The organism is Verminephrobacter aporrectodeae subsp. tuberculatae, assembly GCF_026127385.1.
GTDB lineage: Bacteria > Pseudomonadota > Gammaproteobacteria > Burkholderiales > Burkholderiaceae_C > Acidovorax > Acidovorax aporrectodeae.
Genome location: NZ_QZCX01000002.1, coordinates 496,933 through 512,545, shown reverse-complemented (window position 1 = coordinate 512,545; position 15,613 = coordinate 496,933). Strand labels below are relative to the sequence as shown.

Annotated in this window: 8 protein-coding genes and 1 pseudogene; 1 reads left to right on the top strand and 8 read right to left on the bottom strand. The window is 62.2% G+C overall.

Going from position 1 to position 15,613, the window contains the following annotated elements; genetic code table 11:
• Window positions 1-41 precede the first annotated feature (41 nt).
• Window positions 42-221 (top strand): annotated as a pseudogene (locus tag D5041_RS22120) (hypothetical protein); the annotation flags it as partial.
• Window positions 222-229: 8 nt separating this feature from the next.
• Here the strand turns inward: D5041_RS22120 and D5041_RS10260 are convergent.
• The 8 genes from D5041_RS10260 to D5041_RS10225 form a co-directional block, all read right to left on the bottom strand.
• The gene (locus D5041_RS10260; protein WP_265284654.1) at window positions 230-799 is read right to left on the bottom strand and encodes a contact-dependent growth inhibition system immunity protein; all 570 of its coding nucleotides are present in this window, start codon (window positions 797-799) and stop codon (window positions 230-232) included.
• A gap of 7 nt (window positions 800-806) precedes the next feature.
• The gene (locus D5041_RS10255; RefSeq protein ID WP_265284653.1) at window positions 807-1,688 is read right to left on the bottom strand and encodes an endonuclease toxin domain-containing protein; all 882 of its coding nucleotides are present in this window, start codon (window positions 1,686-1,688) and stop codon (window positions 807-809) included.
• Window positions 1,689-1,818: 130 nt separating this feature from the next.
• Window positions 1,819-2,778 (bottom strand): IS5 family transposase, encoded by a 960-nt coding sequence (locus D5041_RS10250; protein ID WP_265284258.1) that lies wholly within the window; start codon window positions 2,776-2,778, stop codon window positions 1,819-1,821.
• Window positions 2,779-2,868: 90 nt separating this feature from the next.
• A complete protein-coding gene (locus tag D5041_RS10245) occupies window positions 2,869-6,186 on the bottom strand; it encodes a DUF637 domain-containing protein (RefSeq protein WP_265284652.1) in 3,318 nt (1,105 codons plus the stop codon).
• Between the two features lie 201 nt (window positions 6,187-6,387).
• A complete protein-coding gene (locus tag D5041_RS10240; protein ID WP_265258163.1) occupies window positions 6,388-6,960 on the bottom strand; it encodes a contact-dependent growth inhibition system immunity protein in 573 nt (190 codons plus the stop codon).
• Between the two features lie 284 nt (window positions 6,961-7,244).
• Complete coding sequence (locus D5041_RS10235) at window positions 7,245-7,799, bottom strand: contact-dependent growth inhibition system immunity protein (protein WP_265258164.1); 555 nt, start codon at window positions 7,797-7,799, stop codon at window positions 7,245-7,247.
• 7 nt (window positions 7,800-7,806) lie between these two features.
• Window positions 7,807-13,836 carry a two-partner secretion domain-containing protein gene (locus tag D5041_RS10230; protein ID WP_265284651.1) on the bottom strand — a complete coding sequence of 2,010 codons (6,030 nt, stop codon included), beginning with the start codon at window positions 13,834-13,836 and terminating at the stop codon, window positions 7,807-7,809.
• Window positions 13,837-13,870: 34 nt separating this feature from the next.
• On the bottom strand, window positions 13,871-15,577 hold the full coding sequence (locus D5041_RS10225) for a ShlB/FhaC/HecB family hemolysin secretion/activation protein (RefSeq protein WP_265284650.1): 1,707 nt from the start codon (window positions 15,575-15,577) through the stop codon (window positions 13,871-13,873).
• Window positions 15,578-15,613: the final 36 nt, after the last annotated feature.

The following is a 15,613-nucleotide window of genomic DNA, read 5'->3' as shown; positions in this document are numbered from 1 at the left end:
TTTGACCGGGACGATGGCCAATTCAATGGATCGTGATCAAAGCGATCCTGACCGCTCGGCACGCGCTGTACATGAGCGCTCGCGCGCGTAACCCGGCACGCTGGTCTGGCGCCACGCGCAACGGGTCACACATCGCAGCCGTAAGCTTCAACCCCGAACGCAATTGGTCATCAAGACACATTCGCGCACACAGGATATTCAGCCGATGGCTGTTTGAATGAGGCGACAACTATATTGACCCGCGCACGCGCGGTGGCCGCAGGGCGTTTCGTACCCCGGCATCGAGTGCCGCCCTTGCGGTTTGCCCCAGTATTTCGTCACTGGCGGGTTGCTCAACGATAAACTCGCGGTAGTCGGGAAAAATGCTGGGAATCGAGGAGAATTCAGTCGGCTTATTTCGACTGTTATTGAAGAAGACATACACGTCCTTGGTGCGGATGCTGCGGGAGTAGCGGGCATCCTCATAGAGTTCGTCCAGGTTTTTGCAACCCGTCATTTTCAGCGCCTTGCGTTTCCACAGGACCAATTTTTTCTTCCACTCGCGGTTTGCTGCCTTTGCCGCTTCTCCACTGGGCAGAGCGTCCCAGTCCTCGAACCGGGTGGCATCGTGGTAGCGGCGGATGGCCGCACCAAATTCGGAATCGCTGACCGTTGTGGGCAGGAATTCGTCCAGACCATGGTCCAAGTCCGTTCCGGACAGGCCCGATGCATACATGCGACTGGTCAATCGATAGAAAGTGCCAAAGCGGTAAATTTCGATTTCACCCGTGACATCTTTGGAGAAACATTTGAAAGACATGATGACCTCACTTTACTACTACACTGATATTCACTACAACCCCCTTAGCGAGAGCCTTTTTTGCAACCTCGTCCAATGCCTCACGCACTTTGAACGGGGTTCCTTCCGGGATGGCCAATTCAATGCCTCGTGATTGGATTCGTTCTTCGTAGATTCCATTCGGTTGACCTACTCTCTCATAACTCCTCACCTTCTCGACGTAATCCCGCAAATAGCCGGCCGCCCTCCATGGCGGCATGGGATTGCTTCCTGACAGTCCCAGGGTGTCCATGGTCTTGATGCTTACCGCATGCTCCGTGGTCGGGTTATAGGAGTCGAAGGTCTTGTGGTTTGGTTGCCTTTCATTAAGATTAATATAGCCATTTTCTTTGGAGTATTTGGTTTTTTCCAAGTGTTTTTCAAAGGACTCCCCGCGCAGATTTTTGTCGGGCGTAAACCAGTTTACAGCGCCCCGAGTGGTAATGTCAGGCGTCGTCCAGTTTACGACTTTTGGAGCGGTAATAATAGTCTTGACGGCCCGCACTTGGCCACGGGTCAGCACTACGGTGGTGACCTCGCCCCCACCTTTGAGCCTATCGCGCGTGACTTGGCTCAGGCTGTTCCATTGGGTGCTGACCACCCGACCGGTCTTTTCATCGGTGTAGGTGACCATGGCATCGATGGTCTCCCCCACCCCGCTCAGGAAGTCGAGCATAGCCGTCGTTTCCTGAGGGAATTCGGCCATGGACAGCGTCACTGCCTTCTCTGTGACCGAGGCGAGGGCCTCGCTCAAGGGATCTTTGCCCTGGCCGATGATTTCCAGGCCCGCCATAGGATTGCCGTCACCGACCACGGTGGTGTAGACCGCAGCGGCCGTGGCGGCGGCCAGCAGATAGGCCAGCGGGGACATGAGACTATTGTTCTCAACCGCCACCTCCGCCGTAGTAATGGCAGTCTGTGCATTCCCCCCCGCGTACGCACTCGCCGGGCGTTGTTGCATAAATCGACCTTCGAAGATGTACCTCCCCAGGAACACTAATTCAGGTGAGGCGTGCGGACTGCGGGCGAGCCAGAGAGGCCATGCGATTGAGCACGCCCGCACGGATGGCAACCTCGGTGGCCTGCGAGCCAATCGTGCGTGCCCACAGGAAATGGCTGGTCAGCGTCTTCAGACGGTACATCAGGTTCTCCACCAGCGAGCGCTTGTGGTAGCCGCTGGCTTTTTTCCATTCGCGTCGGCTGCTCTTTGCGATCTCGTCAATGGCCGCATTGCGCCAAGTTGCGCCCGGCGTGGCCTGCGGCCAGGGCATGGCGCCTTCGCGCGGGGGAATCGAGGGCGTCGCATCGCGTGCGGCAATCTGCGCGTGGCACGCTTTGGTGTCGTAGGCGCCATCGCCGCCGACGATGCCAATCGGCGTTTCGGACGGAATCTGCTCAAGCAAATCGGTCAGGGCCTCGCTGTCGCCCATCTCTTGGTGGGTCATCAACGCCGCGCAAATCTGGCCGGTCTTTGTGTCCATCGCCAGATGGACCTTGCGCCAGGTGCGGCGCTTGGACCAACCGTGTGTGCGCACCTTCCATTCGCCCTCGCCGTAGAGTTTGAGGCCTGTGCTGTCAACGGCCAAGTGCAGTGGCTCGCTCGGGCGCAGCGCGGGCAAGACGACTTGCAGGCTTTGCGCGCGGCGGCTCAAGGTTGTGTAGTTGGGTACCGGCAGATCCGGGAAGGCAAGCTGGCGCAGGCTTCGAGCGAATCCTTGCAGCGCACGCAGCGGCAGATCAAACACCTGCTTGAGACTGAGCAAGCCTTGGATAACGGCATCCGGGTAGATGATCGGACGTCCGCGCCTGCAGACATCCGCAGCCGGTGCGGGCCTCAGAAGGTTCTTGTCGATCCACACCTCGATATCTCCTCTGGCAATCAGTCCGGCGTTGTACTGCGCCCAGTTCTTGACACGGTAGGTCGCCTTGGGCTCGGTTCGTTGGCTGGTGTCTCTGCGCATGTTCTCTGGCAAAAGGTCGGAAATGTACCTGGTCCGTGTCGCGACTGACAGCAGCGCTTGCTGCTTGCATCGCCGTTGTGCGCACAAACATCAGCACGCTTGTGGTTCGGGATTTATGCAACAACGCCCACTCGCCGCCCCGGCCACCAGCTTGCTATACGCCAGCACATTGGCTTTCTCGGTCTCGGTGTAGAACATGCCGTTGGCCGGTTTGAACATGCTCGCGACCACCTCGCCTATGGCGCTGCCTATGGCGCCGTCCTTGCACCTGCCCCCCGCCGCCGCCCCAGCCACGCAGCCGGCCAGCGCATGCGCCAGTTTGTGCGCCAGGTACTCGGCTTCCAGGCCCTTGATCTGGCTGGCCGCCTGGCCGTGCGCCGTGTCCACCAGGCCGCTGACGAGCGCGACCTTTAGCGCGTCCTCCAGATTGCCTCCGGTGATGGCCGTGGTGGTCAGGGCCCTTCCGGTGGCGTTGATGAGGTTGTAGGTCAGCTTTTCCGAGAAGCCGGTCCTGCTCGACAGGTCCGTCATGGTGCTGGTGGCGCCGAGCTTGTCCAGCACCCCGGCGGTCAGCGCCGCCGCGATCGTGGCCTTGACCGTCTGGCTTGATCCCAGCGTCCTGAGGGCCTCGCCCAGGTCGCCCTTGCTGTTGATGAGCGCGATGGCCGCCTGGCTGGCCAGACTGCTCAGCACGGCGTTGCCCATCATGCCCATCGTCGTGGTGGCGCTGCTGATGAGGCCCGCTCCCGCCGGACCCAGCGCCCAGGCCACGGCCACCGCGACCAGCGCCGCACCCGCTTGCGTCAGGCCCTCCTGCTTGTAGTTCCATGTGTTGAACGCCAGCTTGACCGGTTGCCAGTTCACGTCCGTGCGGTTCACCAGGGTGTTCAGGTAGTCCATGCCCGGCTGCTGGCTCAGCGTCTGAATCTGCCGCCTGAAGTCGCCATCGGGAATCTGGACCACCAGACCCCCCGGTGCGTTGAACACGGGAGCGCTTGGCCCCGTAAAGCTGGGCAGCACCCCCGTCTGTGTCGTGGTGCCCGAATTGATCTTGCTTTGCCAGACGACGTAGTTGGCGTCCTGGGTGCGGGTCTGGGTGACGGTGTTCGTCAGGAGCTGATAAATGATCTGCGCGTCGGCTCTGGCCCTCTCGCCCACACCGGGGTTAAAGGCGGCCGTACCGCCGTAGCGCACCTGCGTGCCTTGCAGCAGTTGGTTGCCTCCGGAGTTCGAGAGGATGTCATTCTGGCTTTGCAGTTGGGTCGGCTGGCCCGCGAGGAGTTGGGTGCTGTTGATCGTGGTGCTGCGATCCCAAGTCAGTATGTTCCAGAAACTCCGTTCCCGGTGGGTGGTTTCCGAGATGTATTGCTGGTCCCCGACCGCGTAGTAGTGGATCTCGTCCCCCGCTTGCACCGTCAGATTGCGGCTGGCACGGAATTGTGTGCCATAGGTGTTCAGGTCGTTGCCTGCCTTGACCTCAATGTCCTGCGCCGTCACGGTCACGGGCGAGTTGGTCAGGGATTCGTGGTGGCGATGGGTGGTCTCGGTAATGTCGTTGCAGACGGTCCTCAACAATATGCACGTCTCGTAGTTGCGCTCACTCTTGGACCGGAACAAGACATACTTTTGCGCCGCCTTCAGCTCGATATGCCCCGAGGCTTGCAAGCTGGCTTTGCCGCTGGTGACGTTGACGGAGGTGGCGTTCAGCGTCAGGTTGCCCCCTTGCGCGCCGATGTTGACCCCGGTGTAGCCCTTGATGGTGCTTGGCCAGAGGATTAATTCATCCTGGAACCAGCCGCCCGGATAGGCTCGGTTGTCCACTGTCCAGCGGACATGCTTGCCCGCAATGGTGGTGTCGCCCCCGGACTGTATGTTCACGCTTTCATGGCTGCGCACGTCCACGCCATCCATGTCAATGTGGCCCGCAGCGCGAATGTTCACCTCCCTGCCGCCCAGCAGTTGCACGTAATCCCAGTAGTGGTTGAGAAAACCCGCCTCGGTCTTCGACGCCCGCAGCGCGGTGGCCGTGATGTTGCCCGTGGTCGCTGTGAGGTTCAGGGCCCCGTTTGCTGTTCGCAGGTAGCTGCCTTCCAGCAGGATGTTGTTGGCCACCAGGGTGAGGTCGCCGTTGACGTACGCAACCACCCTCCGGGAACTGCCCATACCGGAGGTGCCTGCGCTGCCCGTGAGGTTGATGTTGCCGTTGCGCGTGATCATCGTCAGGTTGTGGCTCGCGGTGGCTATGAGAGGGCCAATGTTGAAGTCGCCCAGGCCCTTGATCATGGACAGGTCGGTTCTGCTCGCGAGCAGGGAGTGGGCGTCGATCTCCATGGTGCCGCCCGATTCCACGCTGATCTGGCCGCTGACGTCGTCCAGCCCCGACGCGCCCGACGTGCCAGTGGCGTGCACGCTGGTGCCGTTCAAGGCCAAGTGGCCGGTTTGGTTGAAGATCGTCGCCGCGCCGCTGCTGTAGCGGCCATTGGTGTGCGTTTGCGCGTCCTTGCTGCTCAGGCTGAGCAGGTCGCGGGCTACCAGGCTCGCGCCGGTGCCGTTGATCTGGCCCGTGGCGCTGGTGCCCGAGAGGTTTCCTCCCGCATTCACTTGGGTCTGCGCGAACGTCAGGTGGCGGTTCGCATGCAGGGCGATGTTGCCCGTGCTGTTGAGCTGGCTGGCGACGCCGGTGTGCGTGTCCAGCAGGATGTCGCCGGTGGCCGTGATGGCGATGTCGCCGGATTTCTCCGGGCTGCTCTTGTTGCCATTGGCGCGGATGCGCGCGGCGTCGGTCTGCACGGTCTCGGCCTGTATGAGCACACTGCCTCCAGTGATGCCGCTGGTCGCTGGGCTGACCACGCCTTCGATGGTGTTGGTGTCCGCCGAGATGAAGACCATGTCGTCGGCCAGCAAACGAACTTGCCCGCCCGCGTTCAGACCGGAGGACACCACTTCTACCTGGCCGCTCGTGCCGCCCGCGACGCTGGCCAGCGTGATGCCTTCGCGGGCGACGAGCTCGCTGCTTACGGCCACGATACTGCTGCCCATGTAGGCGGTGGTGCTGGCCACGCGGGTGGTGCCCGTGCTCGCCAGGCTGATGTTGCGCCCATTGGCTTGCAGGCCCGTGGCGAACAGGCTGCCCTTGAAGGCGGAGACCTTCAAGTCATCGCCCGCACTGAGGGTGATTCTGTCCACGCTGGCGCCTGCGGCGTTGGACAGCGCGTTCAGGCTGACGGAGCCATCGTTGGCCTCGATAGTGAGGTTTTTCCCGGCGCTCAAATTGGAGCCCGTGGCCATGACGCTGCCGCCCGAGACCAGCATGTTGCCGCCGGCGCTCAGGCGCACTTTCTCGCCATTCGTGGCCGTGCGGCCGCTGTTCGCTCGCAGGGTCAGGGCGGTGCCTGCCATGACGCTCATGTGCAGGCCTGCGGTGATCTGCCCGCTCGGCACATGCTGTACATGAGCGCTCGCGCGCTCAACCCGGCACGCTAGTCAGGTGCCACGCGCAACGGGTCACACATCCAGGCCGTGAGTTTCAACCCCGAACGCGATTCAGTCATCAAGACACATTCGCGTGCACGGGATATTCAACCGATGACTGTTTGAATGAGGCGACAACTATATTGACCCGCGCCGCACGCGCGGTGGTGGCAGGGCGTTTCGTACCCCGGCATCGAGTGCCGCCCTTGCGGCTTGCCCCAGCATTTCGTCGCTGGCGGGTTGCTTGACGATAAACTCGCGGTAGTCGGGGAAATGGCCGGGAATCGAGGAGAATTCAGTCGGCTTATCCCGACTGCTATTGGAGAAGGCATACATGTCCTTGGTGCGGCTGCTGCTGGAATAGCGGGCGTCCTCATAGAGTTCGTCCAGGTTTTTACAACCCGTCATCTCCAGCGCCTTGTGTTTCCACAGGACCAATTTTTTCTTCCACTCGCGGATTTCTGCCTTTGCCGCGTCTCCCATGGGCAGGGTGTCCCAGTCCTCGAACCGGGTGGCGTCGTGGCAGCGGCGGATGGCCACACCGAATTCGGCATCGCTGATGGTTGTAGGCAGGAATTCGTCCAGACCATGGTCCAGGTCCGTGTTTTGCAGGCCCGATGCATACATGACACTGGTCAATCGATAGAAAGCACCAAAGCGGTAGATTTCGATTTCACCCGTGATATCGTTGGGGAGAGATTTGAAAGACATGATGGCCTCACTTTACTACTACACTGATATTCACCACCCCCCTGGGCGAGAGTCTCTTTTGCAACCTCGTCCAATTTCTTATACATATTGACCGGGATTCCGTCCGGGATGGCCAATTCAATGGTTCGTGATTTTGTCGTAGCGACTCAGCCCCCGTCTCACGGCTCAGCCCATCAACCAAAACATGAACGCTCACGCGCGCAACCCGGCACGCTGGTCTGACGCCACGCGCAACGGGTCACATATCGAGGCCGTGAGTCTCAATCCAGAACGCGATGCAGGACTCAATCAGGTGGTGGCCGAGCGTTTCGTACCCCGGCATCGAGTGCCGCCCTTGCGGTTTGCCCCAGCATTTCATCGCTGGCGGGTTGATTGACGATAAACTCGCGATAGTCTGGGAAATGGCTGGGAATCGAGAAAAAACCAAACGGCTTTCTCCGACTGCTATTGGAGAAGAAATACACGCCCTTGGTGCGGCGGCTGCTGGAATGGCGGACGTCCTCATAAAGTTCTTCCAAGTTTTTGCAGTCCGTTATTTCCAGCGCCTTGCGTCTCCACAGGGTCAATTTTTTCTTCCACTCGCGGGTTTCTGCCTTTGCCGCTTCTTCCCCGGATAGTATGTCCCAGTCATCGAACCGGGTGGCGTCGTAGCAGCGGCGAATGGCCGCACCGAATTCGGCATCGCTGACGGTTATAGGCAGAAATTCATCCAAACCCTGGTCCAGGTCCAGGCCGGCCAAGCTCGATGCGTATCTGCAACTGGTCAATCGATAGAAAGTGCCAAAGCGGTAAACTTCGATTCTACCCGTGACATCATCGACGGAACATTTAAAAGACATGGCATCCTCAATTTGATGTTACACTGATAATTACCTGAACACCCTGGCTGCGACCCCATTCTACAGCTTCGTTCAATTTATTACGCACATCGACCGGGGTTCCAGCCGGGATGGCCACTTCAACGGATCGTGATTTGACCTTTTCTGTTTCGATTGCCTTCGGTTGAATATCAACATCTTTCTTATAATCCCTGGCGTCCTTGATGGCATCCATCAAAGTATTCTTTGCATTTCTTGGCGACATGGGCTTTCCACCGCGTGACAGTCCCAGGGTGTCTATGGTCTTGGCGCTTATCGCATGGCCCGTGATCGGATGATGGAGGTCAAATGCCTTGTGGCTGGGTTGCCTTTTATCGAGCACATCATAGTCAGGGTGTTTTTTCGCTTGGTATTCTTCCCAAGCCTTCCCGCGCCGCTTGATCGTCCAGTCTACGACGTTCATGATGACAACGTCAGGCGTCACCACGTCCACGGGCTTCGGAGCAGCACCGTCAGGCGTCACCGCATCCACGGGTTTCGGAGTGGCAGCGTCAGGCGTCGCCGCGCCTACGGGTTTCCGAACGGTAGCGTCGGGCGTTAGCACGCCTACGGCTCTTGGAGTGGAAATAATGGTCTTGATGGCCCGCACATGGCTAACACCCAGCACCACGCTAAGGACCTTGCCCCCACCTTTGAGCGTATCGCGCGTGGCCGGGCTCAGGCTGTTCCATTGGGTGCTGACCACCCGACCGGTCCTGTCATCGGCGTAGGTGACCGTGGCATCAATGGTCTTCCCCACCCCGCTCAGGAAGTCGAGCACGGCCGTCGTTTCCTTGGGGTAGGCGTCCATGGACAGCGACACTGTCTTCTCTGTGCCCCAGGCGAGGGCCTGGCTCAAGGGATCCTTGCCCTGGCCGATGCTTTGCAGGCCCGCCACAGGATCGCCGCCACCGACCCCGATGGTGTAGCCCGCAGCGACGGCCAGCACATAGACCAGCGGCACCACGAAGAGAATATTGTTCTCAACCGCCACTTCCGCCGTAGTAATGGCCGTCTGTGCATTCCCCCCCGCGTACGCACTCGCCGCCCCGGCCACCAGCTTGCTATACGCCAGCACATTGGCTTTTTCGGTCGCGGTATAGAACATGCCGTTGGCCGGTTTGAACATGCCCGCGACCACCTCGCCTATCGCACTGCCTATGGCACCGTCCTTGCACCTGCCCCCCGCCGCCGCCCCAGCCACGCAGCCGGCCAGCGCATGCGCCAGTTTGTGCGCCAGGTACTCGGCCTCCAGGCCCTTGATCTGGCTGGCCGCTTGGCCGTGCGCCGTGTCCACCAGGCCGCTGATCAGGGCGGCCTTTAGCGCGTCCTCCAGATTGCCTCCGGTGATGGCCGTGGTCGTCAGCGCCCTTCCGGTGGCGTTGATGAGGTTGTAGGTCAGCTTTTCCGAGAAGCCGGTCCTGCTCGACAGGTCCGTCATGGTGCTGGTGGCGCCGAGCTTGTCCAGCACCCCGGCGGTCAGCGCCGCCGCGATCGTGGCCTTGACCGTCTGGCTTGATCCCAGCGTCCTGAGGGCCTCGCCCAGGTCGCCCTTGCTGTTGATGAGCGCAATGGCCGCCTGGCTGGCCAGGCTGCTCAGGACGGCGTTGCCCATCATGCCCATCGTGGTGGTGGCGCTGCTGATCAGGCCCGCTCCCGCCGGCCCCAGCGCCCAGGCCACGGCCACCGCGACCAGCGCCGCACCCGCTTGCGTCAGGCCCTCCTGCTTGTAGTTCCATGTGTTGAACGCCAGCTTGACCGGTTGCCAGTTCACGTCCGTGCGGTTCACCAGGGTGTTCAGGTAGTCCATGCCCGGCTGCTGGCTCAGCGTCTGAATCTGCCGCCTGAAGTCGCCATCGGGAATCTGGACCACCAGACCCCCCGGTGCGTTGAACACGGGAGCGCTTGGCCCCGTAAAGCTGGGCAGCACCCCCGTCTGTGTCGTGCTGCCCGAATTGATCTTGCTTTGCCAGACGACGTAGTTGGCGTCCTGCGTGCGGGTCTGGGTGACGGTGTTCGTCAGGAGCTCCAGAATGATCTGCGCGTCGGCTCTGGCCCTCTCGCCCACACCGGGGTTAAAGGCCGCCCTCCCGCCGTAGCGCACCTGCGTGCCTTGCAGCAGTTGGTTGCCTCCGGAGTTCGAGAGGATGTCGTTCTGGCTTTGCAGCTGGGTCGGCTGGCCCGCGAGGAGCTGGGTGCTGTTGATCGTGGTGTTGCGATCCCAAGTCCAGCCCAAAAAACTCTGTTCCTGGTAGGTGGTGTCCGAGATGTATTGCTGGTCCCAGACCGCGTAGTAGCGGATGCCGTCCCCCGCTTGCAGCGCCAGATTGCGGCTGGCATGGAATTGTGTGCCGTAGGTGGTCAGGTCGTTGCCTGCCTTGACCTCAATGTCCTGCGCCGTCACGGTCACGGGCGAGTTGGTCAGGTATTCGTGGTGGCGATGGGTGGTCTCGTCAACGTCGTTGCAGAAGACCCATATGCACGTCTCGTAGCTGCGCTCACTCCTGGACCGGTGCAAGCGATGCTTTTGCGCCGCCTCCAGCTTGATATGCCCCGAGGCTTGCAGGCTGGCTTTGCCGCTGGCTGCATTGATGGAGGTGGCGTTCAGAGTCAGGTTGCCCCCTTGCGCGCCGATGTTGACCCCGGTGTTGCCTTTGATGTCACTTGGCCAGAGGAGTACTTCATCCTGGAACCAGCCGCCCGGATAGGCTCGGTTGTCCACTGTCCAGCGGCCATGCTTGCCCGCAATGGTGGTGTCGCCCCCGGACTGTATGTTCACGCTGTCATGGCTGTGCACGAACACGCCATCCATGTCAATGTGGCCCGCAGCGCGAACGTTCACCCCCCGGCCGCCCAGCAGTTGCACGTAATCCCAGTAGTGGTTGAGAAAACCCGCTTCGGTCTTTGACGCCCGCAGCGCGGTGGCCGTGATGTTTCCCGTGGTGGCGGTAAGGTTCAGGGTCCCGTGTACTGCTCGCAGGTAGCTGCCTTCCAGCAGGATGTTGTTGGCCACCAGGGTGAGGTCGCCGTTGGCGTACGCAACCACCCTCGGGGAACTGCCCACACCGGCGGTGCCTGCACTGCCCGTGAGGTTGATGTTGCCGTTGCGCGTGATCATCGTCAGGCTGTGGCTCGAGTTGGCCGTGAGGGGGCCTATGTTGAAGTCCCCCAGGCCCTTGATCATGGACAGGTCGGTTCTGCTCGCGAGCAGGGAGTGGGCATCGATCTCCATGGTGCCGCCCGATTCCACGCTGATCTGGCCGCTGACGTCGTCCAGCCCCGACGCGCCCGACGTGCCAGTGGCGTGCACGCTGGTGCCGTTCAAGGCCAAGTGGCCGGTTTGGTTGAAGATCGTCGCCGCGCCGCTGCTGTAGCGGCCATTGGTGTGCGTTTGCGCGTCCTTGCTGCTCAGGCTGAGCAGGTCGCGGGCCACCAGGCTCGCGCCGGTGCCGTTGATCTGGCCCGTGGCGCTGGTGCCCGAGAGGTTTCCTCCCGCATTCACTTGGGTCTGCGCGAACGTCAGGTGGCGGTTCGCATGCAGGGCGATGTTGCCCGTGCTGTTGAGTTGGCTGGCGACGCCGGTGTGCGTGTCCAGCAGGATGTCGCCGGTGGCCGTGATGGCGATGTCGCCGGATTTCTCCGGGCTGCTCTTGTTGCCATTGGCGCGGATGCGCGCGGCGTCGGTCTGCACGGTCTCGGCCTGTATGAGCACACTGCCTCCAGTGATGCCGCTGGTCGCGGGGCTGACCACGCCTTCGATGGTGTTGGTGTCCGCCGAGATGAAGACCATGTCGTCGGCCAACAAACGGACTTGCCCGCCCGCGTTCAGACCGGAGGACACCACTTCTACCTGGCCGCTCGTGCCGCCCGCGACGCTGGCCAGCGTGATGCCTTCGCTGGCGCTGAGCTCGCTGCTTACGGCCACGACGTTGCTGCCGACGTAGGCGGTGCTGCTGGCCACGCGGGTGGTGCCCGTGCTCGCCAGGCTGATGTTGCGCCCGTTGGCTTGCAGGCCCGTGGCGAACAGGCTGCCCTTGAAGGCGGAGACCTTCAAGTCATCGCCCGCACTGAGGGTGATTCTGTCCACGCTGGCGCCTGCGGCGTTGGACAGCGCGTTCAGGCTGACGGAGCCATCGTTGGCCTCGATAGTGAGGTTTTTCCCGGCGCTCAAACTCGAGCCCGTGGCCGTGACGCTGCCGCCCGAGACCAGCATGTTGCCGCCGGCGCTCAGGCGCACTTTCTCGCCATTCGTGGCCGTGCGGCCGCTGTTCGCATGCAGGGTCAGGGCGGTGCCTGCCATCACGCTCATGTGCTGGCCTGCGGCGATGGTACTGGCTGCGGCAATGTCCACCGCCCGAGCCGCCTGGATGTGTACGTTGCCGTCACTGCTGACCGCTGTGCTGCCGGGGCTGGAGACGCGAATGTCCCCGGTGGCCAGCGCCGTGGTTTGGGTTTGCCCACGGACATTGCCGCCCGTGATCCATATGTTGGCTGCGCTGTCCCTGAACTCGGCCCCGGTTTCCAGATGGACTTGCTGGCCCGTGACCGTGCTGTCGTCCAAGGCAATGCCCGTGCCCGACAGGATCGAGACGTTGCCGCTGCGCGACGTGACGCTGGCATTGTGGCGGGCCACCACAAGGGCATCGCTGCGCAGTTGCACATCCTTGTCGGCTGCCACGGATGTACCGGGGTCAAGGTCGATGTTGCGTCCGGCGCTGATGCTCACTTGTCCGCCACCAGCGGTGCTGCTTACTTGGGCAGCACCGTAGTTGGTGTCGTTGACAAGCTTGACCTCCCCCTTGGCGCTGATGACCACGGCACTGCCTGCGGTTTGCTGGGCAAGGCCTGCACCATACAGGTAGGTATCTCCTTCTGAAGCGGTGACAACGCTCCGTGTGCCCTGGACGGAGCCGGTATTGTGAATATGCCCCTTGGCGGCAACCAAGCTGACCGCGCCGGCTGCAATCGTGCCCCGGTTTTCCAGCTGACCATGGGTCGTGACGGCGATCTGTCCACCGCGGGCCTGCCAGGTGCCATAGTTTTGCAGCCGACCATCGACCGTGACGGCGATCTGCCCACCGTTAGCTTGCCAGATGCCCCAGTTGCGCACGCCCAAACCCGCTTGGGTGACCAGGATGCTGATGTTGTTGGCGTGCATGCCGCCCAAGGGGAAGCTGTCCATCACATAGTAAGAGGGCGGATCGCTGCTATCCTGGTTGCTGATGAGCCCCGTGTCATACGCCACGGTTTGCGCGCCTATGGTGATCCCGAGGTTTTGCGCCTGGAGCCTGCCTGATAGTTGGAAGGCACGGCTCATGATGTCGGTGTAGGGGGTGGCGCTGTTGTCCAGGCCGCCCGCATAGATGGCGACCACTCCGGCGCTGCGCATGTTGAAGCCGGTCAAGGCTCCGTTGGCCACCTGCGCCGTGCCGGTGGTCAGGGTGAGCCGGCTGGCGTTGACAAAGCTGCCCCCGTCGATGGAGATACCGCGGGGGTTGGCCACGATGACCTGCGCCGCCGCGCCGTTGACCGTGACGGCCCCGTTGATGCGGCTATGGCTATGGTCGGTGGAGTTGACTTCGTTGAGGATGGTCTTGGCCAGGACGCCGTTGTAGAGCCAGGGGTTGCTGCTCGAGTTATTGAGCACGATGCCGCTGGCGGGCACGTCAAACTGTGCGTACGTGTTGCGGCTCAGCCCCGCTGCGCTGGGGGTCTGGATGTTGACCAGCGGACGGGTGCCGTCGCTGAGCACGGTAGGGCGCTGGTTGGCGGGTGCCGCCGGGTCCGCAATGATTTGTGCCCAGGCCATGGGCATGGGCAAGGCCCCCAGGGCCAGCCATAGGGCCAGGGCCACCGGGCGGCAATGTCCTCCTGCTGGCAAGGAGGGCGCCTGTCCGCTGCCCGCCCCTGCCCCACCCTCTCCTGCGGCGCTCTTGCCACTGCCTTGCGCAGTTTCGGCAACGGCCATGCGTTCACCCCGGCGTTTGTTGAAGACAATGCGGTAACGGTTACGATTCATGAAGTTTCCTGCGGTGGTTTTGTTTGAACGGGTTTCAGAATTCGACGCGCAGGCTGAAACCCGCAGTGCGTTTGGTCGTGGCGATTTCTTCGGGGCGGGACAGGGGCTTGCCCAGGAAAACCTCCCATTGCACCGAGTAGGGCACCGGGTCAGCGTCTGCCACCTTGTGCTGGCCGCGCAATCCCAATGCCATGCCCGACAGGCGATGGGCTCTGTCCTGCTCCGGTGTCGTGCTGCGCCCGGCATCCAGGGCGGCGTACACCTGCACGCCACGGGCAAGATCCAGCGCCGCGGGCAGACCGGTGGTCAGCTCCTGCCGCCACAGCTGCCCCCGGTCGCCGCACACCGTCTGCTGCCCGTCAAAACCGCGCACCGTGGCACGGCTACCCAGGCAGAAACGGTCCTGCGGCGTCAAGCGGTTGCGTGTCCACTGCCCTTGCAGCTGGGTGCTGTATTGCCAGGGGTGGCCTTCGGTGTTCAGGGGCATGACCCAGTGCAGCAAACCGGTCGTCAGCCCCATGCGGGCCGTGCCCCGCCCGGTGAATTCTTCCGGGGCGGGCTGCGCATGGAATGCCCCGGTACCCCGGCGATACGCCAGCTGCGCCATCAAGGTGCCCGCTTGCAGGTACTGCAAGTGCTGGATCTCGGACTCCCATCCGGCGCTGCGGCGGCGCTGCACCCGCACCTCCAAGTCGGCTATGTAGTTGTTTGACTGGCGCATAAAGCCCTTGAAACTGGCCGTGGTTTTGCTGCGCCTGCCCCGTTGCAGCACCCGGGACAGGGAGAACTCCTTTTGGCCTGACGTGCCGCTGTACAGGTAGGACTCGTACGGGCCGTACACCGTCTGCCCGAACCGGTTGTCGCTGAACGTGGCCCCCACCAGCCAGTAGCCCCAGGGCAGGCTGTAGCGCACGATCTGGTTGCGGCTGCCGCGGGGGCCGCTGTCCTTCTGGCCCAAGTCCCGGCCCTTGGCGATGGACAAGGTGTCGCCCAGACCCAGCGGGTCGTCCCAGGCCAAGGTGGCGTTGCCTTGCAGCTTGCCTGTGGTTCTGAGGCCGTCATCGTCCATGGACAGGCCCAGACGCCAGGGACGGCCCGGCTGCATGTCCACGACCAAGTCGCTGGTGCCCGGTGCTTCGCCCGGTTCGATCCGGATTCCGGTTCTGAGGCTGGGCAGGCGCTGGAGGTTTTCGGCAGACTGCTCGACGTTGCGCAAATTGAGGATGTCTCCCTCCCGAACGGCCCATACCCAACTGGGCAGGGAAACATCCGCTGATTCGGCACGGATGCGCGCCACGCGGCCTTCGTTGATCTGAAGCAGCAACTCGCCTGAATTCAGGTCCTGCTCCGGCACGTGCACGTGGCTGGTGACGTAGCCCTGCTCGACCAGCGCCTGCTGCACCCGCTGAATGAGCAGGGTGACGCCCTGGCTGCCCAGACACCTTCCGTAAGGCGGGTCATCGGCATTGATGCCGCTCAGGGCCGATTGCAGTTCCTCGGAAAACAAAACACCCTGAATGAGCACCCGGTGAATCAAGGCGCATGGTTGCTCGTCGGGCAATCGTTGGTGCACCGGGGTTTTGGTGAGCGGGCCCGGCGCGGACTGTGCAGGCGCCTCCTCCATCTGCTGGCGAAGCTCCTTGCGCTGGCGGTCCTGCCGCTGGAGTTCCGGGGATGGATCAGGAATGCCCGTTTGCGCATGCACGGACGCGCCGAGACAGCATGCCAGCGCAACGGTCAAGCGCCGCTGCATGCAGCCGCCGCGAGGGTTCGTCGT

Bases quoted from the DNA above. Each gene is read 5' to 3' on its own strand.
- D5041_RS10260 (WP_265284654.1), bottom strand. From the start codon at position 799: ATGTCTTTCAAATGTTTCTCCAAAGATGTCACGGGTGAAATCGAAATT.
- D5041_RS10255 (WP_265284653.1), bottom strand. From the start codon at position 1,688: ATGTCCCCGCTGGCCTATCTGCTGGCCGCCGCCACGGCCGCTGCGGTC.
- D5041_RS10250 (WP_265284258.1), bottom strand. From the start codon at position 2,778: ATGCGCAGAGACACCAGCCAACGAACCGAGCCCAAGGCGACCTACCGT.
- D5041_RS10245 (WP_265284652.1), bottom strand. From the start codon at position 6,186: ATGAGCGTCATGGCAGGCACCGCCCTGACCCTGCGAGCGAACAGCGGC.
- D5041_RS10240 (WP_265258163.1), bottom strand. From the start codon at position 6,960: ATGTCTTTCAAATCTCTCCCCAACGATATCACGGGTGAAATCGAAATC.
- D5041_RS10235 (WP_265258164.1), bottom strand. From the start codon at position 7,799: ATGTCTTTTAAATGTTCCGTCGATGATGTCACGGGTAGAATCGAAGTT.
- D5041_RS10230 (WP_265284651.1), bottom strand. From the start codon at position 13,836: ATGAATCGTAACCGTTACCGCATTGTCTTCAACAAACGCCGGGGTGAA.